Here is a 19,318-nt window from a genome sequence, read left to right as displayed (position 1 = left end):
CCGCCCCACGGCGGCGCCCGGCGGGGACCTCCCGGGTGAACCTGCGCACGCGCCCCGCATGCCGAATCGTTTCAGCGCCCCGGTCCGCTCCTACGCTGCCCGCGGATGCCACCGGATCCGGCGTCCGCGGAACCCGAGGAACCGAGGAACGGACTCTCACCCATGCGTCTTGGCACCACCGCCGCCGTGTTCGCCGGCGCTCTCGCGCTCGCCCTGCCCACGGCCGGCCCCGCGCCGGCCGACGACCACGGGGACCGCCTCGGCACGCTGTCCTACCGGTACGTCGACGACGCGGGCCGCGAGCGGCAGGGCCGGATCCGGCCCGCGGACGACGGCACCTGCTACCTGCTCACGGGCACGTCCCGCCGCGACCCCGCCGTCCAGGTCACCAACCGGACGCGGTCGCGGGCCCTGCTGTACGACAACCCCGGCTGCGCCGGCCGCGCGGTGGCGACGCTGAGGCCGAACGGGACGGTGTCGGACGTGCGGGTCGTCGCCGCCTTCTTCAAGCCGGTGGACGAATCCGGTCAGGGTCCCGGCCGCGGTGACTGGGGCGACGGGGGAGAGGAGGGCCAGAGCCGCGGTGACTGGGGCGACGGCGGCGAGGAGGGCCAGGGCCGCGGTGACTGGGGCGACGGGGGCGAGGAGGGCCAGGGCCGCGGTGACTGGGGCGACGGCCGCGAGGAGGGCCAGGGCCGCGGCGACCAGGGTGACGCCGACGCGGTGGAGGAAGCGGAGCAGACGGACGGGCCGGAGGAGGACTTCGTCCCGATGGTGCTGCGCGCCCTCGGCTGACCCGCCGCACCGCGACCGTCAGCCCCGTCAGCCCCGTCAGCCCCGTCCGGCCCATGGGACAGGGCCGCCCGGGGAGGTCTTCTCCCGGGCGGCCCCGTGTCTATCTGTCCGTGCGGCTGTGACTCACGCTGCCCGACGGATCAGAAGGTGAGCTTCCAGCTGTTGATGTAGCCGGTGTCCAGGCTGGCGGCGTCCCGGACGCGGAGCTTCCAGGTGCCGTTGGCGACCTCCGAGGAGGCGTTCACGGTGAAGGTCTGGACGATGTTGTCCGCGCTGCCACCGGTGCGGTTGCGCAGGTTGTAGACGCTGCCGTCGGGGGCGACCAGGTCGACCACCAGGTCACCGACGTAGGTGTGGACGATGTTCACGTCCACCTTCAGCGTGCTCGGGGCGTTGCCCGTGCGCGTCACGCTGATCGGGGACTCGACCGTGGCGTTGTCCTTGATCTGGTAGTCGGCCGTGTTCTCGAAGACGTTCTGCTGGCCGGTGCCGACGGTCCAGGTGAAGGACGCCGTGCCGGTCTTGCTCTGCGAGTCGGTCACGGTGACGGTCACGTTGGACGTGCCCGCGGTGGTGGCCGTACCGGAGATCAGACCGGTCGAGGAGTTGATCGACAGGCCGGCCGGCAGGCCGGTCGCCGCGTAGCTCAGCGCACCCGGGTTGGTGCTCGTGGCCTGGACCTGCAGGCTCACGGCGGTGTTGATCTGGGTGGTCTGGTTGGCGATCGGGGTGACCGAGACGCCGCTGACGATGCGCGGGCCGACGTTGATGGCCGCCCACGCGTTCGCCGCGTTGTTGTAGGTGGTCGAGCCCGCGCCGTACAGGTCGGCCGCCGCCTGCAGGGTCGCCGTACGGGCGGCCGCGTAGTTGGTGTTCGACTTGAACAGACCGGTGGTCAGCGCGCGGAACCAGATCTTCGAGGCGGCGTCGCGGCCGATCGCGGTGACCGGGAGACCGTCGGAGGTCGGCGAGTCGTAGCTCACGCCGTTGACGACCTTGGCGCCCGAGCCCTCGGAGGCCAGGTAGTACCAGTGGTTGGCCGGGCCCGAGGAGTAGTGGACGTCGATGCCGCCGAGGCCGGAGTACCAGGCGTCCTTGGACGAGCCGTCCTTGCTCGGCTTGTCCATGTAGCGCAGCGGGGTGCCGTCGCCGTTGATGTCGATCTTCTCGCCGACCAGGTAGTCACCGACGTCCTGGGGGTTGTTGGCGTAGAACTCGACGGCGGCCGCCATGATGTCGGAGGTCGCCTCGTTCAGACCGCCGGGCTCACCGCTGTAGGTCATGTTGCCGGTGACCGAGGTCAGACCGTGGGTCATCTCGTGCGCGGCGACGTCGGTGGAGGTGAGGGGCTTGTTGTTGCCCTCGCCGTCGCCGTACGTCATGCAGAAGCAGGAGTCGGACCAGAAGGCGTTCACGTAGGAGTTGCCGTAGTGGACCCGGCTGTACGGGGCCACGCCGTCGTTGCGCAGGCCGTTGCGGCCGTGCACGTTCTTGTAGTAGTCCCACGTGACCGCGGCGCCGTAGTGGGCGTCACCGCCGGCCGTCTCCAGGTTGGACGGCAGGCCGTTGCCCCAGACGTCGTCCGGGCCGGAGAACAGCGTGCCGGTGCCGGAGCCCGTGCCGCGGTTGAGGTTGTAGGTCTTGTGGCTGCCGCGCGCGGCGTCGGTGAGGTTCCAGGTGCTGCCCGACTGCGTGGTGCCCAGGGTGACCTGACCGCTGTACATCGTGTTGCCGGTGCCGGTCTCGATGGCCTGCCACTCGGTGATCTTGGCGCCGGTCTTGGCGTCGGTCACCACGTGCAGCTCGTTCGGGGTGCCGTCGTGCTGGATTCCGCCGACGACGGTCTCGAACGCGAGGACCGGAGCGCCTTCGGCGGCCCAGATCACCTTGCGGGCGTTCTTGGAGGGCTTGGCCTCCTTGGAGCCCTCGGCGCCGGCGGCGGCGACGGCCTGGCTCTCGGCGGCCGCCGGGGTGACGGTGGCGTCCGTGGTGGCGACCTTGATCTCGTGGTGGGTCGCCTTGGTCACACTCTTGGTGACGCCGTCCTTGGCGTGGACCGTGAGGTCACCGCCGAGCACGGGCAGGCCGTTGTAGGTCCGCTCGTACGTCGTGTGCGTCGTACCGTCCGCATCCTGGACGACGTCGCGGACGACGAGCTTCTCGCCACTGCCGAGGCCGAGCGCCTTGGCGGCCTGTGCGGTGGTCGAGTTGGCCTCGGCGAGGAGCGTCGCACGCTCCGATGCGCTGAGTACGCGGTTGGCCGCGCCCGGATTGGACTGGGCGGCCTTGGGTGCCTGTGACGCGGTGGCGTCGGCGGTGGCGGTTCCGGTCTGTATACCTACGGCGAGCAGGGCTGCCGCGGCAACGAGCGCGCCCGCCGCGGTGGCACGCCTCTGGGGGGTGGACCTCAACGCAGACTCCTTCTGCAAGGGGGGTTCCGGATGGCTGGGTGGGCCTCCGGGCAGAGCAGGTGCGGTGCGATGAACGGTCGAAGATTGCCACTTGGCGCGGCGGATGTCAGGGCCGCGTCAAAAGGTTGGCCGGAAACAGTTCGTTGTCCGAAGATACGTATCCGGTATCCGGAGCATTCACCTTCGTGTGCGTCCCAGGGCGTCCAGGATTCGGAACGGGTGCTACCGGTTGCTAACACTTGCGCAACAAGAGACTGGGTTGACCGAAACGGCATTTACCGTACGGGTGTTTGCCGTACTGTTTGCCGGTGCGGCGGTGTCCGTTGCCAGGGGAAGCCGTGGACACTTGCCGAAGTCATAGACCACGTGCCAGGGGGGCCCATGAGGCATGTTCATTTTCCTGCGCAAAGGGTGGCCAGAGCGGCCCATGAGTCCCTGGCGCCCGCACGGCGCCTCGGGGACAAGGCCCGCTGGTACCGTCCGGCCGCGATGGCCGCCGACTTCTTCGGCGCGGCCGTCCCCGTCGGACTCGTCTTCGACGCCGCCCAGCAGGTCCGACCCGTCTACTGCGCGCTGGCCGCGGCCGTGGCGTGGACCGGCATCCAGGCGCTGCGCCGCCGGTACGCCACGCGGGCGCTCGGAGAGTCCCGCGGAGTGCTGCCGGTCCTCCACGACTGGCTGATTCTGATCGGCGTCCTGGCCGTGGCGCGCGTGGTGACCGAGGAGGACACGCCCCGGCTGTCCGCCCTCGGGGCCCTGGTGCCCGCCCTGCTGATCACCGTCGCCTGCCACAAGCTGACCTACCGCCACCTCTCGGCCGCCCGCCGCGAGGCACAGGCCGTGAGCCGCGTCCTCGTCATAGGGGAACCCGACGCGGCCGAGGACGTCATCGCCCACCTCGCCGCCCGCACCGACCACCCGTATGTGGTCGTCGGTGTCGTGCCCGTCGGCACCGGCCGGCTCGCCAGCGGCGTCCCCGTGGCGGCCCGGCTCGACGCGGACGCCCCCGGGGCCCCCGGCGTCGACTCGGCCGCCGTGCTCGGCGCGGTCCTCAGCCACCACGCCGACCTGGTGCTGGTGGCCCCCGGCGTACGGATCACGGGGGAGCGGCTGCGCCGCATCGCCTGGGCCCTGCACGACGCGGGACTGGAGACTCGCCGTCTTCCCCGGCCTGGTGGAGGTCTCCGTCAAGCGGCTGGAGACGCTGTCCGCCGGCGGACTCGCCGTGCTGCGCGTCGCACCGCCGGTCAGCCGGGGCGTGCAGACCTTGCTCAAGTCGGTCCTCGACCGGGTGGGCGCGGCGGCCGGCCTGCTGCTGCTCTCCCCGTTCTTCCTCGGGATCGTCCTCGCGATCCGCTTCGGCTCGCGCGGTCCCGCCTTCTACCGCCAGCGGCGCATCGGCCGCGACGGGGTCCCCTTCGTCATGTGGAAGTTCCGCACGATGGTGGTGGACGCCGACGCGCGCAAGGCCGAGCTGGCCGGGGCCAACGAGAACGACGGCCTGATGTTCAAGATGCGGCGCGACCCCCGGGTCACCCGGGTGGGCCGGCTCCTGCGCCGCACGTCCCTGGACGAGCTGCCGCAGCTCGTCAACGTGCTCATCGGCGACATGTCGCTGGTCGGCCCGCGCCCTCCGCTGCCGGAGGAGGTGGCCCAGTACGACGAGGTCGAGCTGCGCCGGCTGACCGTGCGCCCCGGGATGACGGGGCTGTGGCAGATCAGCGGCCGGTCGGACCTGTCGTGGGACGAGACGATCCAGCTGGACCTGCAGTACGTCGACAACTGGTCCTTCACCAGTGACGTCGACGTGATGGGCCGTACGCTCCGCGCCGTCGTCGACGGTCGCGGAGCCTACTGAGGGGCCGAGGCCGCCTGTGCGATCAGCTCTGCTCGCGCCACCACTTGTACGTGGAGGCGATGCCGTCCCGCAGCGGGATGCCGGGCTTCCAGCCGAGCGCGGTCAGGCGGCCGACGTCCAGCAGCTTGCGCGGCGTCCCGTCGGGCTTGGAGGTGTCCCAGGCGAGCCGGCCCCGGAAGCCGGTCACTTCGGCCACCGTCTCGGCGAGTTCGCGGATCGTCAGGTCCTCGCCGCAGCCGATGTTCACCGGCTCGTCGCCGTCGTAGCCGTTCAGCAGCACGGCGCACGCGGCGGCCAGGTCGTCCACGTGCAGGAACTCCCGGCGCGGAGTGCCGGAGCCCCACAGCGTGACCTCGTCGCGGCCCTCGGCGGCGGCCTCGTGGAAGCGCCGGACGAGAGCGGGCAGGACGTGCGAGGTCTCCAGGTCGAAGTTGTCGCCGGGCCCGTAGAGGTTCGTCGGCATGGCCGAGATGTACGAGGCCCCGTACTGCTTGCGGTACGACTGGACCTGGACGATGCCGGCGATCTTCGCCAGGGCGTAGGCCTCGTTGGTCGGCTCCAGCGGGCCGGTCAGCAGGGCGTCCTCGTGGATCGGCTGCGGCGCCAGCTTGGGGTAGATGCAGGACGAACCGAGGAACAGCAGGCGGCCCACGCCGGCGGCGTGGGCGCCGCCGATCACGCTGAGCTGGATCTGCAGGTTCTCCTCCAGGAACTGCACCGGGTACGTGCTGTTGGCCATGATCCCGCCGACCTTGGCGGCGGCCAGCACGACGGCGTCCGGGCGGACGTCCTTCAGGTACGCCCCGGTGGCCGCGGCGTCGCGCAGGTCGAGGTCGGCACGGCCCCGGGTGAGCACCTCGTGGCCGTCGGCGGTGAGCCGGCGGGCGACCGCGGACCCCACGAGGCCGCGGTGGCCCGCGACGAAGACGCGGGCGTTCGGGGGCAGGAGCGGCAGCGAACTTGTCATACCGCCGATGATGCCAGTCCGCTCCCGCGGGGGTCGCAGGGGTCCACGGCCCCGGCTCGGCCGATCCTGCCCCGGGACGGCAGACCCCACGGTCGGGGCGCCGCCCCGGACCGCACCGTCGGCCCCGACCCGCCCGGCCGAGGGCCGGCCCCTGCCGACCCCACGGTCCCGGCCGACGGCCGGTACGCGGCACTCGGCGCGGCCGGTGGCGCCGGCCCCGGAACCGGGGCCGTGCCGGGCGGCGTCCGCACCACAGAGCGGCGGGCGCCCCGCAGAGGGCGGGCAGCGGCGGCCGTGTACGGTACGCATCCAGCCCTCGGGCCGCGGCCCGACCGCTCCGAACGCCGCCCCGCAGGGCCCGCTCCGCACCCGCTCCGAGGCCACGCCTCACCACGACACACAGCAACCACCAGCAAGGGGACCCCATGGGCAAGACCGCACTGATCACCGGAGTCACCGGACAGGACGGCTCGTACCTCGCCGAGCTCCTGCTCTCCAAGGGCTACACGGTGCACGGTCTCGTGCGGCGGTCCTCCAGCTTCAACACGGAGCGGGTCGACCACATCTACCAGGACCCGCAGACCGCCAACCGGTCCTTCGTCCTGCACCACGCCGACCTCTCCGACGGCGTCGCGCTGGTGAACCTGCTCCGCGACATACGCCCCGACGAGGTCTACAACCTCGGCGCGCAGTCCCACGTCCGCGTCTCCTTCGACGCCCCGCTCTACACGGGCGACGTGACCGGCCTCGGCGCGCTGCGGCTCCTGGAGGCGATCCGCGCCAGCGGCGTCGACACCCGCATCTACCAGGCCTCGTCCTCCGAGATGTTCGGGTCCACCCCGCCGCCGCAGAACGAGCAGACCCCGTTCCACCCGCGCAGCCCGTACGGCGCCGCCAAGGTCTTCGCCTACTGGACCACGGTGAACTACCGCGAGGCGTACGACATGTTCGCCGTCAACGGGATCCTGTTCAACCACGAGTCCCCGCGCCGCGGCGAGACCTTCGTGACCCGCAAGATCACCCGCGCGGTCGCCCGCATCAAGGCCGGCCTGCAGGACCACCTCTACCTCGGCAACCTCGACGCGGTGCGCGACTGGGGCTACGCCCCCGAGTACGTCGACGCCATGTGGCGGATGCTCCAGCAGGACGAGCCCACCGACTACGTCGTCGCCACCGGTGTGGCCGCGACCGTCCGCGAGTTCGTCGAGTCCTCCTTCTCGCACGCCGGACTCGACTGGACCGAGCACGTCCGCTACGACGCCAAGTACGAGCGCCCCAGCGAGGTCGACGCCCTCATCGGCGACGCCTCCAAGGCCCATGACCTGCTCGGCTGGAAGCCGTCGGTCCTGGTGGCCGAATTGGCGCAGATCATGGTGGACGCCGACATCCGCCAGGTCGAGGACCAACTGGCGGGCGCGACGGTCCGTATCGATCGCTGAGGCCTTATATTTCCCCTACGATTTGCCGTGTTCCGGTCATGCAGGCGGTTCTGCGCCAGTGTGACCGGGGCAAACGTGCCGTATGTCCCTAGTGCACCCTCCATGCTGAACCTTTGATTCCAAGTTGGTATGCAATGGGTCAAGGGAGGTGACCAGGCCCCCGCGTGAGCCCTAGTCTGCGCCAGATACATATGGCTGTTCGGATAGTTCCAGCCATCAAACCGGGCGATTGCCCTGGGGGGCTCATGCGTAGATCCAGAGGGCTGACTGCCGCCCTCGTACTGTCACTGGCCGGTGCGGGCACCGGTATAGGCCTGGTGTTGATGCCGCAGGCGTCCGCCATCACGGCACCGGTGGCATTCACCGCCGACGAGCTGCCGACCTGGCAGCCGGACGGCATCGTCTGGGCGATGGCCCAGGCCGAAGGCACCGTCTTCGCCGGCGGCACCTTCTCCGCCGTCCGCCCGCCCGAGGGCGTGGCGGGTGCCGAGCGGGAGGCCGTGAACTTCGTCGCGCTCGACGCCGCGACGGGCAACCCCACCTCCTGCAAGCTCGCCTTCACCGTCGGCGACGGCACCGCGACGGTGCGCACGCTGGTCGTCTCGAAGGACAAGAAGACCCTCTACGCGGGCGGCTACTTCGGCGCCGTCAACGGAACCCCGGTCTCCAGCCTCGCGGCCATCGACATCGCCAGCTGCACCCCCAAGGCAGCGTTCCACCCGGGCTTCCCCGCCACCGTGCGCGGGCTCGCGGTCACGGACGACACCCTCTACGCGGCCGGTGACTTCACCACCGTCGAGGGGCAGACCCGCGAGCGGTTCGCCGCCGTGGACGCGTCCTCCGGTGCGCTCAAGCCGTTCGTCGCCAACGTCGACGAGCCGGGCCGCGCGGTCGAGGTCACCCCCGACGGCAAGAACGTCCTGCTCGGCGGCGACTTCTTCACGGTCAACAACGCCAACAGCCACGCGCTGGCCGTCGTCGACGCCACCTCCGGCGCGGTGAAGAAGACGTACAGCAACATCCCGTCGAACTCGGTCGTCAAGGACATCTCCACCGACGAGACCGGCTTCTACACGGGCCACGAGGGCTCCGGCGGCGGCGTCTTCGACGGTCGCATCGGCCTGCGGCTGAGCGACTTCACCGAGAAGTGGCGCGACCGCTGCCTCGGCGCCACCCAGTTCGTCCTGCCGTACGAGGGCGTCCTCTACAGCTCCTCGCACGCACACGACTGCTCCACCGAGCTGGAGTTTCCCGACGGCAAGCGGAACTTCCTGCTGGCCCAGCCGACCAACCACGAAGGCGCCGCCCCCGCGCCGGTGGACGGCTTCGTCCGCGGCCCGGCCAAGCTCGGCTGGCACCCCACGGCCAACGACGGTCTCGGCGAGGGCATCGGCCCGCGCGTGATGGCCGTGGCCGAGAAGAACGACGTCAAGTACATGTGGGTCGGCGGTGAGTTCACCCTCATCAACGGCAAGGCCCAGCAGGGTCTGACCCGCTTCGCCTCCACCGGCGACGTCGGCGCCCCGACCACCCCGGTGGCCAGCGCCTCCAGCGTCAAGCCCGGCGAGGTCCAGGTCCGCTGGCGCACGAGCTACGACGCGGACGACAGCAAGCTGACGTACCGCATCTACCGCAACGGCTCGGCCACCCCGGCCGCCACCGTCACCGCCAGCTCGCTGGAGTGGGAGCGCCCCCAGGCCTCCTGGAACGACACCACGGTCAAGGCCGGGCAGTCGTACACCTACCGGGTGACCGCGACCGACGCCGCCGGCAACACCAGCGCCCTGTCGGCCACCACCTCGGTGACCGTCCCGACCGCGGTCCAGTCCTACCCGAACCAGGTCCGCACCGACGGCGCCGACCTGTACTGGCGCTACGACGACGCGGTCAGCCCGTACGTCGCCGACTCCTCGGTGTCCGGCAACCGCAGCGGCGTGCAGTTCAACGCCCCCGCCCTGAAGCAGTCGCCCGGCGCCGTCCCCGGCAGCACGGCGATGGGCTTCAACGGCACGAGCCAGCTGGTGCACAGCGACCGCCGCCAGTCGGTCGGCAACACGTTCACCATCGAGACGTGGTTCAAGACCAACACCACGCGCGGCGGCAAGCTGATCGGCTTCGGCAACAACACCACGCGCAGCAGCGGCTCGAACGACCGCCACATCTACATGACGAACACCGGTCGCCTGGTGTTCGGCGTCTACAACGGCTCGACCCGGACGGTCTCCACCGGCCTGTTCGAGACGTACAACGACAACAAGTGGCACCACGTGGTCGGCACCCAGGGCCCCGGCGGCATCACGCTGTACGTCGACGGCCAGAACAAGGGCTCGCTGAACGCCACTAGCAACAGCGCCTACGCGGGCTACTGGCACGCGGGCGGTGACAACCTCTCCGGCTGGCCGACCCGTCCGACGAGCAACTTCTTCGCGGGTCAGCTCGACGAGACCGCCGTGTACCCGACGGCGCTCACCCAGGCGCAGGTCAAGAACCACTTCGACCTGGCCAAGGCTCCCACCGACACGGTCTCCACGGTCAAGGCGACCGAGGACACCTACATCAACCAGGGCGCCCCGAGCACCGCCTACGGCACCTCCACCTCGCTCGCCGTGCGCGGCAGCGGCTCGCTGTACCAGACGTACATGCGCTTCACCCTGCCGGCCGCCCCGGCCGGCCAGGTCCTGAAGTCCGCCTCGCTGCAGTTCAAGACCAGCACCCAGGCCAGTGCCGGCACCGCCGACACCGTCTCCGTGGTCCCGGTCACCGGCAACTGGAGCGGCGCGAGCACGTCATTCAACACCAAGCCCACCCTCGGCACCACCCCGCTCGGCAGCATCGCGGGCGTACCGGAGGGCTCGGCGGTGCACAACGTCGAGCTGGACACCGCCGCGGTCACCGCGGCGCTGGGCAGCAGCTACAGCCTGGGCCTGACCAGCGGCGGCACCGACCCGCTGTGGATCTGGTCCTCCGAGTCCACGGCCGCGGAGGGCACTCCGCAGCTGGTCCTCACCTTCGGCGCGAAGTAGCACCACCGAAGCAACCGCCTGACGGATGCGGGGCCCGGCTGCGTGGCCGGGCCCCGCGTCCATGTGCAGATCCTTTTGAGTACGGGAGCCATCCGATGTACCGACGCTCCGCAGCGGCCGCCGTTCTGCTCGCCGCCGCCCTGACGCTGACCGCCTGCAGTTCGGGCGGGGACGACGCCGACGCAGAGGCCAAGGCGAAGCCGCCGGCCTCGTCGGCGGCCCCCGACCCGGCCGACACCCCGGCCCCGTCGGCGCCCGCCGCCGACGCGAAGCCGACCGGCCCGGTCCTCCCCGACGCCAAGCTCACCCCGAAGACGGGCAGCTTCACGGCGGAGGAGAAGAAGTACCTGAGCGGGCGCGTCCCGGAGAAGATGGACCCGGCGGCCGTCCTGCAGACCGGCCAGGAGGCCTGCCAGCGGGTGGCCCGCACGGCCAAGCACGACAAGGACGCGGCGACCGGGGCCGTCATCACCGGGGAGATCGCGGGCGCCAAGGACGCGATCACCCACCTGTGCCCGGACCAGAAGCCCGTCCTCGCCGCGGCGGAGAAGGGCTTCCCCGAGGGTTCCCGGCAGTCGCCCGCAGCGGGCAACTACCGTGCGCTGACCCAGGCCACGAACTGCACCTGGGAGGCCAAGGGCAAGGACGGCGCGGTCCTCGCGTCGGGCCCGGAGGCCCCGCCCAAGGCCGGTGACAAGATCACCGCCGCCATTCCGGCGGGCACCGCGGAGTTCAACTCCTCCGGCTGCTACGCCTGGATCCCCGCGTAACACCCGCACGGCACCGCACCGCACTGCACCGGCAGGGCTGCGGTCGCGAAGAACGCCCCGCAGGACCGGACTTCCGGCCCCGCGGGGCGTTTTCGTCGCCGATACCCGGGTACCCGCGCGGTCACAGTCACCACACCGGAAGGCGGACCCATGGGCATCGGCGGATGCATAGGCCTGATCGTGGTGGGCGCCATCCTCACCTTCGCCAGCGACTGGGAGATGGAGAGCGTCAACCTCGACCTGGTCGGCCTGATCATGATGGCGGTGGGCGGGATCGGCCTCGCCGTCTACACCAGCATCTACAAGCGGCGCCGCGCCGCGGGCGCGATCCCCGTGGTGGAGGAGCACCGCCGCGACGTCATCTGACGCGCGGACCTCAGCGGCGCCGAGCGGCCTCGTACACCGGCAGCAGGGTGTCGAGGACCGCGCCCATGGAGAACGAGCCGTCGGCCAGCTCGCGGGCCGCGAGCGAGGCCTCGCGGCCCGTCCGCGGCTCCAGCAGCTCCAGGACCGCCGCGGCCACCCCGGCCGGCCCGGGGTCGACCGCACGGCCCGCCCCGGCCTTCGCGATGTCCCGCGCCAGGCCGTTGGAGTGCGTCACCACCGACGGGACGCCGACGGCGAGGGCCTCCAGCACGGACATCGGGAACGGCTCGTCCACCGACGGCAGGACGTAGACGTGGGCCCGGCGCAGCTCCGCCAGCACCTGAGCGCTGGACAGCGCCCCCGGCACCGTGAACCGGTCCGTGAGACCCAGCGCCCCGATCCGGGCGCGTACGGCCCCCAGCTCGCCCTCGTCCGGCCCCGCGACGACGAAGTGCGCGTCCGGGTGCTCCGCGAGCACCGCCGGGGCCGCGTCCACGAAGTCCACCGGCCGCTTACGGGCCTGCAGGCGGGCGGAGTACAGGATGCGCGGCGCCCCCTCGGGCGCGGGCCGCTCCTCCTGCGCGGGCGTCCCGTTGACCAGCCGGACCGTGTTCGCCAGCGGTGCGCCGACCACCGCGTCCAGGCCCTCCCGCTCGTGCGGGGTCAGGTACAGCACCGCGTCCGCGCCGCGCAGCAGCCGGCGTACCGCCATCGCGTCCAGCACCTTCGCCAGGAGCTTCGCGCTCGGGTCCACCATGCCGTGCGTCTGCAGCACCAGGGGCTTGCCGGCGCGCAGCGCCGCCAGCGCCACCGGCAGGGTCACCAGGTCGCGCGCCAGGTGGACGTGCACCACGTCGGCGTCACGCACCAGGCGTCCCGCCGAGGCCAGCAGGGCCGGCGAGGTCATTCCGCTGAAGCCGAGCGGCAGCAGCCGGCGGGCCGGGAACAGCTTCGCCGGTACGCCCTCCACGGAGGTGGGCCACTTCTCGAAGCCGTCGCCCAGCGCGAGCAGCCGCGCCTCGTGGCCGCGGGCCCGCAGCCCCTTCGCCAGGTTCAGCGCGACCCGCACCGGCCCGCCGAAGGCGTGCGAGGGGGAGTGCAGGGTGACGGCGTGCAGGACTCTCATCGCGGCACTCACTTGGGCTCCTCCACCGGGCGGCGCCGCCCGTCCTGCGTCTGCAGGGTCAGTTCCGGCAGGTCCTTGTGCACGACGGCGCCCGCGCCCGCGACGGCGCACCGGCCGACGGTCACCCCGGCCAGCACGGTCGCCCGGACCGCCACCCAGGCGCCGTCCTCGACGGTGATCGGCGCGTTGCGGTAGCGGAAGTCGGCGGCCCGGTGGTCGTGGGAGCCGGTGCACAGCATCGCCTCCTGCGAGAGGCACACGTGCGAACCGATGGTCACCGGCTCCAGGTTCAGCACCCAGACGCCCTCACCGATCCACGCGTGGTCGCCCACGGTGAGCTTCCACGGCCACAGCACACGCACCTTGTGCCGGATCAGTACGCCCTCGCCGATCTTCGCCCCGAAGGCCCGCAACAGCGAGACCCGCAGCCGGGCCGGACAGAACCAGGCCATGAAGACCGTGTTCATCACGGCGAACCAGAGCGCCTGCGTCAGCAGCCCGCGCCCCTTGTCGTACCCGGCCAGCGTGAAGGACGGAAGATCACGCAACAGAAGCCCCCATCGTGCTCTCGGCCACGGCCTCCCCGGGCGCGGCCCGCTCAGACTAGACTGCGCGCGGACCAGGCACATCGGGTGGGGGCGGCAGTGACGACGGACATACGCAAGCCCCCCGCGGCGCCCGCCAGGCCGGTCGTCCCGTCCCCCTTCGAGGACGACAGCATGTGGGGCCGGGAAACCCTGCCGCGCACCCTGCTCTCACGTGCGCTGTCCGTACCGCTCGCGCTCGGATTCACCGTCTTCCTGCCGCTCTTCGTCGCCGTGCAGACGGGCGCCGGCGTCCGCGACGCGGCCTTCTGGCTCCAGCTGCTGCTCACCATGTACGCGGGCGCCCGGCTCTCCGCCATGGTGCTCACCAGCCGCCGCAAGCTGCTCCAGGGCTCCTTCTGGCTCTTCGTCTACATGGCCATGGGCGTGGCCCCGCTCGCGCAGGCCGTCCTCGGCCAGGTCCCCACACCGGTCGTCGGCCCGCGCTCCGACCTGACCGTCGCCATCGGGCTGGTCCTGCTCGGCTGCACCGCCTTCGACGTCGGCGTGCTGCTGGCCCGGCACCGCCCGGCCGGGCGCGCGGGCGGCTCCCAGAAGGAGTCGAGGCCCGTCATGGCGCACCGGCGCCGGCTGCAACTGCTGACGGCCCTGTCGTTCCTGTGCAGCGCCGCCTTCATCATGAAGCTGGGCGGCCCCGCGGTCTTCTTCTCCAGCCGCCAGGAGATCATCGCCGGCATCGAGGAGGCGGGCGTCTCCAACGGCGACGGCCAGGCCGGCCAGGCCCTGCTGCGCGGCTTCGGCACCGTGCCGGCCCTGCTCGCGCTGCTCCTCTACACGCGCTGGCTGATCACCTCGAAGTTCGCCCGCCGCAAGGTCTCGATCATCGTGACCTGGGGGGCGCTCGCCTGCCTCAACCTGATCGTCAACAACCCGATCTCGAACCCGCGGTACTGGTTCCTGACGGTGATGTTCGCCCTGCTCTTCACCGTCTTCCCGGTGAGCGCGGCGATGTACCGGGTGGCGCTGTCGATGGCCGTGGTCGTCGCCCTGCTGATCTTCCCGTTCGCGGACCGCTTCCGCTACGACGAGAAGAACTACCGGCCGGTCGAGACCACGTCCTTCCTGGAGCCGATGGCGCTCAAGGACTACGACCAGATCGGCATGTTCGCGAACACCATCACCTACTCGGAGTCGGGCCCCGGGCACTTCTACGGGCGCCAGCTGGCCGGGTCGATCTTCTTCGCGGTGCCCCGCTCGGTCTGGGAGGGCAAGCCGAGGGACACGGGCGTGATGGTCGGGCAGTGGATGGGCACGGTCAACACCAACCTCTCGTCCCCGATCTGGGCGGAACTGTGGCTCGACTTCGGGCCGCTGGGCATGGGGGCGGGGCTGCTCGGCATGGGGTACGCCGCGGCCCGGGTCGACCGGCGCTACGCGAAACGGGCCACGCGGCGCTCGCCACCGGGCAGCCTGATCTCGGTGGTCGTCCCGCTGGTCGCGGGCTACTCCTTCATCCTGCTGCGCGGGCCGCTGCTCCAGGCGTCGGGGCGCGTCGCGATCGCGGCCCTCTGCCTCGCGCTGGTCGCCACCCACCGCACGGACAAGTCCACCACCCTGCGCTGACCCGGCACCCTTTCAGCCTCGCCGGCGTTCGAGGCGCGGGTTCGGGCGCAGCCCGATGCTTGCAGCCCGTCCGGCGTTTGAGGACCGGGTCCGGGCGGAGCCCGGGAAACGGAGAAAGGGCGGGGCGGGGAGAGGCTCCGCGCAGTGGTTCAGGCCGCGGGCGAGGCGGCCCGCTGGGGCTCTTCGGCCTGCGCAGCAGCGGGGCTCAGCCGGGCCACCCGAAGCCAGCCGGCGCCGGCTTTCAGCGCGGAGCCGGCCGCCAAGGCCCACGCGGCACCCGCCACCCCCCACACGGCGTAGCCACCGAGCAGCAGCCCCACCGACAGCAGAGAGAAGACCACCTGCAGGGACAGCGTGGCCTTCGGCGCGAGCACCCGCAGGGTGAGCAGCGCACACGTCCCGAGCCCCATCACGGCGTACTGCGCGCCCGTCGCCGGCAGCAGTGCGGACGCGGCCGTCCAGGTGTCGCCCAGCAGTTCCCGGCCCAGCCGGTCCGGCAGCAGGTACAGCGCCGCCGCCCAGCCCGCGCCCACCGCCGCCAGCACCAGGCCCAGCGCCGCCGTCGCCCGCACCGTGGCCCGCTTGCCGCCGAGCCGCCCGAGCACCGGGGGCCCGAACGCGTTCGCCGAGTTGAACAGCACGTTCAACGGCCCGAAGAGCGTGGTCGCACCCCGCAGCGCACCGACGGCCAGCGGCGTCGCGAAGACGCCGAGACCCAGCACCGCGAGCTGGCTGGAGCCGTTGCCCACGGCGAACTCGACCACGAAACGCTGTCCCAGGTGCCCCCGGCGCAGATACGGCCGGAGGTCCGCCCGGGCGCCCCGGACGTACGGCCGCAGCAGCCACAGGCCCACGCCCAGCGCGGGCAGCGCGGACAGCCCCCACACCAGCACCAGCCGCCCCGCCGAAGCGCCTTCGGGCTGCAGGGACAGCGCGGCGACGACGCACACCAGCCGCAGCGCGTCCGCCGCCAGCGCCCGTTCGGGGGCGCGCAGCGCGGAGAAGCAGTAGCGCAGCCCGTCCTGGAGGAGCACCAGCGGCAGGACGAGGCCCAGCGCGAGGAAGGCCCGTCCGGTGTCCCCGGGCAGCGCGAGGCCGGCCACCGCGAGCAGCAGGCCCACGGCGGCCGACGCGGCCGAGGTGAAAGCGGTGGCCGAGCGGCAGGCCGCACCGAGCCCGTCGCCCTTCTCCAGGACCAGGCTCTGGCCGACGTAGGCCATGTTCAGCCCGAGGAGCACGCTGAAGGTCACGTACACCATCGAGAAGTCGGCGAAGGCGGCGGCGGAGGACAGCCGGGCGGCCAGCACCAGCACCAGGATGTTGGTGGCGCTGGAGGCGGCCTGGTCCAGGACCGAGGCGACGGCGGCGAGGCCGCGTCGGCTCATCTGCGGCCCATGCGTACGGTGCGCAGCGCGACGGTGTCGGTGCCGTCACCCGGGATGTGCTGCTCGGGCTCGGCCACCTCGTACGGGATCGGCTGCGGCTGCGGCGCGGCCTTGCCCGACTTCGCGGGGGCCGCCGGGGCGGCGGCCGGGCCGCCCTTGTCCTTGCCCTTGCCGCGCTTCTCGCCGGGCAGCGGCGCGTGCAGTACCGCACCGAGCACCGTACCGCCGGCGCCGCTGATGAGTTCGCGGATCCGGATGAGGTCGGTGCGGTGGATGGCGCGCGGGTCGCAGACGACCAGGACGCCGTCGACGCGGTCGACGAGGGCGAGGGCGTCGGCGTAGGAGAGCACGGGCGGCGCGAGGACGACGACGGTGGAGTTGGGGGCGTCGGCCTCGGAGATCAGCCGGGTGGCGCGGGCGGAGGTCAGTGCGCGCGGGACGTTGCGCGCCCGGTCGCCCGGGATGAGGTCGAAGGAGCCGGACTCGCCCGCGTCCACGACGAGCTGGCGCCCGTCCGGCCACTCGGAGTCGGAGTGCCGCCCGGGCGCGGGCGCGCCGCCCTGGCCCTGGCTCCAGCGGGGCCGGCCGCCGGCGTCGGTCGGCAGCTGGCTGGCCAGTACCGGGGTGCGCAGGTCGGCCTCGATGAGCAGGACGTCCTTGCCGGTCTCCGCGAAGGAGGCGGCCATGTTCACGGCCACGGCGGCCGCGGTCTCGCTGCTGCCGCGCGGCGCGACGACGAGGAGCCGGCGCCGGTCGGCGAAGCGGGAGTCGTAGGCGAGGCGGAAGGCCACCGAGCGGTACTCCTCGGCGAGCCGCGGGTCGGCCTCACCGGCGGCGAGCAGCGGCCCGCCGCCCGTCCGGTCCCGCGGCAGGTAGCCCAGCACGGGGGCGCGCAGGGCCCGGGCCACGTCGCCCTCGGAGCGCGGGGCCGGGTCGAAGACGAGCCGGACCCAGGCGGCCAGCAGGCCGAGCGCGAGGCCCACGGCCGCGCCGAGCGCGAGGGACATCAGGATGCCGGGGCCGTCGGTCGCGGTGGGCGCGGTCGCGGCGCTGGTGACGCGGCCCGGGGTCATGTCCAGGGCCTCAAGCTTGGTGATCTTGGTGTTGTAGCCGCCGACCTCGCTCTGCAGGTCGGTCTTGGCGGAGCTGGCCGCGTCGCGTCCGGCGCCGGCGGGCATCCGGGCGATCTCCTTGGACGTCTCGTCGAGCTGCTTGGCGATCGGGTCGCGCTGCTCCTTGTAGCCCTTGACCATCTTGTCGCGGGTGGCGTCGAGGGACTCCTGCCGCTTGAGCAGGTACGCCTCGGTCATCGCGTTGGCGCGCTTGGCGGCCTCCTTGGGGGAGTCCGCGGTGTAGGTGAAGCGCAGCACCATGGTCTGCGGCGGGTTGGTCACCTGCAGGCCGGAGCGCAGGGCGGCGAAGTCCTTGGCGGACACCCCGAGCTTCTTCGCCGCCTCGTTGGCGATGGAGGAGCTGAGCGCGACCTGTCGCTCGGAGCCGATGTTGATCGCCTTGTCCGGGGCGAGGCTCGGGTTGAACGGGTCGTCGGTGGGCGCGCGCAGCACCACGTCGGCGGTGGCGACGTAGGTGTCGGCGGTGGATATGCCGAGGTAGACGCCGCCCAGCAGGCCGACTCCGATGCCCGCGCCGATCAGCCTGCGGTAGCGCAGGAGCTGGCGGAACTGGTCCCTGAGGAGGTCGGGTTCGTCGTCGGCCGGTGCCGCTGCCGGGCGGTTCGTCTCGATCACGGCCGGGTTCCCCCAAGTGCTTCGTCCATCAATGCGTCGATGCGGGCCAGGCCCGCTTCACGGCTCAGGTGGGCCGCCACGTGGCGGGGCCCGGCCGCTCCCAGTGCGTCCGCGCCCTCGGGGTCCTCCGCCAGGGCCCGTACGGCCTTCAGCAGGGCCTCGGGGTCCTCCGGCGGTACGAGCACCCCTGCGCCCGAGCGCTCCACCTCCTGGGCGGTCCCGCCCTGCGCCGCCACTGAGGCGACGACGGGCCGGCCGGTCTGGAAGTAGGAGGTGAGCTTCGACGGGACGCTCATGTCCAGCACGGCGGCGTGCTGAGTGACCGCGAGAACGTCCGCCGCCGCGAGGATATCCGGGAACTCGCCGTCAGCGGCAGGGGGGATGATGTCCAGATTCGGCACGTCCGCGGAGAGGTCGGCGAGCGCGGAGCGCTGGCTGCCGTCGCCCATCAGGACGAAACGGACCTTCGGGTCCAGCCGCGCGGCGCCCACCAGGACTTCGAGCCCCTGCTTGAGGCCCATGTTCCCGGAGTGCAGGACGACGGTCTCGCCAGGGCCCCAGCCCAGGTGGCGACGGGTCTCGCCCCGCGGCTTGGTGGGCTTGGGCACGTGCGACCAGTTGGGGACCAGCCGGATCCGGCCGGGGTCCACGCCCATGCCGACGACCCGCTCCACGAAGGTCTCGTGGATGACGCCGACGAGGGTGGCCCGCTTGAGGGCGTACGCCTCGGCGCGGCCGGCGATCGCGGCCGCCTTGTCGCCGCCGCTGATCCCGCTCTGCGCGGCGGCGGCCCCCATGAGGTCCTGGACGACCGGGACGTAGGGGACCTTCCAGCGCGCCGCGAGCCGGGCGGCGAGCACGCCGCCGGCCAGGCTGGGCATCTGGGCGAGCACCGCGTCCGGCCGGGGCATCCGCGGCGGGGCCACGGCGCCGTGCAGCAGAATCGATCCTTCGAACAGGGCCCGCTTCACGGCGGTCTGGCGCGGCGGCACGGTGTGCGCGCGCCGGTGCACGGTGACCCCCGCGCGCTGTTCCGTGCGCTGGAACGCGCCCTTGTACTCCGGTTCGAGCGACCACGCAGGGTAGTGCGGCATGCCGGCGAGCACGTGCGTCTCGTGGCCGAGATCCGCCCAGTGCTCCGCGATCTGCGTCGCGTACGGGCCGATACCCGCGTGCTCCGGAGCGTAATTGGTGGAAACCAGCAGCATGCGCCGCTGACCGGATCTGGACACCGAGCGTCCCCTCTTCCCCTGGATGATGCG

The 19,318-nt window shown here is 72.2% G+C and carries 13 protein-coding genes and 1 pseudogene; 7 read left to right on the top strand and 7 right to left on the bottom strand.

Going from position 1 to position 19,318, the window contains the following annotated elements:
• The first annotated feature begins 162 nt into the window (after positions 1 to 162).
• On the top strand, positions 163 to 795 hold the full coding sequence (locus AC2RP6_RS14105) for a hypothetical protein (protein ID WP_486446536.1): 633 nt from the start codon (positions 163 to 165) through the stop codon (positions 793 to 795).
• 140 nt (positions 796 to 935) lie between these two features.
• Here the strand turns inward: AC2RP6_RS14105 and AC2RP6_RS14100 are convergent, their stop codons facing one another.
• Positions 936 to 3,206, bottom strand: a complete 2,271-nt coding sequence (locus AC2RP6_RS14100; RefSeq protein WP_486446535.1) for a M4 family metallopeptidase — start codon at positions 3,204 to 3,206, stop codon at positions 936 to 938.
• 381 nt (positions 3,207 to 3,587) lie between these two features.
• Here AC2RP6_RS14100 and AC2RP6_RS14095 point away from each other — a divergent pair.
• Positions 3,588 to 5,064: pseudogene (locus tag AC2RP6_RS14095) on the top strand (sugar transferase).
• Between the two features lie 22 nt (positions 5,065 to 5,086).
• On the opposite strand, the gene AC2RP6_RS14090 reads toward AC2RP6_RS14095, so the two are convergent.
• Positions 5,087 to 6,031, bottom strand: a complete 945-nt coding sequence (locus AC2RP6_RS14090) for a GDP-L-fucose synthase family protein (protein ID WP_486446534.1) — start codon at positions 6,029 to 6,031, stop codon at positions 5,087 to 5,089.
• A gap of 425 nt (positions 6,032 to 6,456) precedes the next feature.
• On the opposite strand from AC2RP6_RS14090, the gene gmd reads away from it, so the two are divergent.
• The 4 genes from gmd (at position 6,457) to AC2RP6_RS14070 (ending at position 11,629) form a co-directional block, all read left to right on the top strand.
• The gene (gene gmd, locus AC2RP6_RS14085) at positions 6,457 to 7,470 is read left to right on the top strand and encodes a GDP-mannose 4,6-dehydratase (protein WP_030655773.1); all 1,014 of its coding nucleotides are present in this window, start codon (positions 6,457 to 6,459) and stop codon (positions 7,468 to 7,470) included.
• A gap of 245 nt (positions 7,471 to 7,715) precedes the next feature.
• The gene (locus tag AC2RP6_RS14080) at positions 7,716 to 10,493 is read left to right on the top strand and encodes a CBM96 family carbohydrate-binding protein (RefSeq protein ID WP_486446533.1); all 2,778 of its coding nucleotides are present in this window, start codon (positions 7,716 to 7,718) and stop codon (positions 10,491 to 10,493) included.
• A gap of 95 nt (positions 10,494 to 10,588) precedes the next feature.
• On the top strand, positions 10,589 to 11,263 hold the full coding sequence (locus AC2RP6_RS14075; RefSeq protein WP_486446532.1) for a hypothetical protein: 675 nt from the start codon (positions 10,589 to 10,591) through the stop codon (positions 11,261 to 11,263).
• Between the two features lie 150 nt (positions 11,264 to 11,413).
• Positions 11,414 to 11,629, top strand: coding sequence for a DUF6458 family protein (locus tag AC2RP6_RS14070; RefSeq protein ID WP_030026053.1), 216 nt, complete (start codon positions 11,414 to 11,416; stop codon positions 11,627 to 11,629).
• A gap of 10 nt (positions 11,630 to 11,639) precedes the next feature.
• Here AC2RP6_RS14070 and AC2RP6_RS14065 read toward each other — a convergent pair whose 3' ends face one another.
• Together AC2RP6_RS14065 and AC2RP6_RS14060 are read right to left on the bottom strand one after the other, a co-directional pair.
• Positions 11,640 to 12,755 carry a glycosyltransferase gene (locus AC2RP6_RS14065; protein ID WP_486450331.1) on the bottom strand — a complete coding sequence of 372 codons (1,116 nt, stop codon included), beginning with the start codon at positions 12,753 to 12,755 and terminating at the stop codon, positions 11,640 to 11,642.
• An 8-nt stretch (positions 12,756 to 12,763) separates the two neighbouring features.
• Positions 12,764 to 13,303, bottom strand: a complete 540-nt coding sequence (locus tag AC2RP6_RS14060; RefSeq protein ID WP_030826678.1) for a WcaF family extracellular polysaccharide biosynthesis acetyltransferase — start codon at positions 13,301 to 13,303, stop codon at positions 12,764 to 12,766.
• Between the two features lie 171 nt (positions 13,304 to 13,474).
• On the opposite strand from AC2RP6_RS14060, the gene AC2RP6_RS14055 reads away from it, so the two are divergent.
• Positions 13,475 to 14,923, top strand: a complete 1,449-nt coding sequence (locus AC2RP6_RS14055) for a hypothetical protein (RefSeq protein ID WP_486450330.1) — start codon at positions 13,475 to 13,477, stop codon at positions 14,921 to 14,923.
• A 149-nt stretch (positions 14,924 to 15,072) separates the two neighbouring features.
• Here the strand turns inward: AC2RP6_RS14055 and AC2RP6_RS14050 are convergent, their stop codons facing one another.
• From AC2RP6_RS14050 to AC2RP6_RS14040, 3 genes are read right to left on the bottom strand one after another with little or no spacing between them, the layout of a single operon-like run.
• Entirely contained in the window at positions 15,073 to 16,308 is a 1,236-nt protein-coding gene (locus AC2RP6_RS14050; RefSeq protein WP_486446531.1) for an MATE family efflux transporter, read from the bottom strand.
• A complete protein-coding gene (locus AC2RP6_RS14045; protein WP_486446530.1) occupies positions 16,305 to 18,056 on the bottom strand; it encodes a lipopolysaccharide biosynthesis protein in 1,752 nt (583 codons plus the stop codon). Before AC2RP6_RS14045 ends, AC2RP6_RS14050 begins: the two co-directional genes overlap by 4 nt.
• Positions 18,053 to 19,264: a glycosyltransferase family 4 protein gene (locus tag AC2RP6_RS14040; RefSeq protein ID WP_486450329.1), complete on the bottom strand. Its 1,212-nt coding sequence runs from the start codon at positions 19,262 to 19,264 to the stop codon at positions 18,053 to 18,055. The genes AC2RP6_RS14045 and AC2RP6_RS14040 overlap by 4 nt, the downstream gene beginning before the upstream one ends.
• Between the last annotated feature and the right edge of the window lie 54 nt (positions 19,265 to 19,318).

The sequence above is a fragment of the Streptomyces sp. WAC03905 genome, assembly GCF_057371075.1.
The sequence above is the reverse complement of the archived record's forward strand: the minus strand, read 5'-3'. Positions and strand labels throughout refer to the sequence as shown.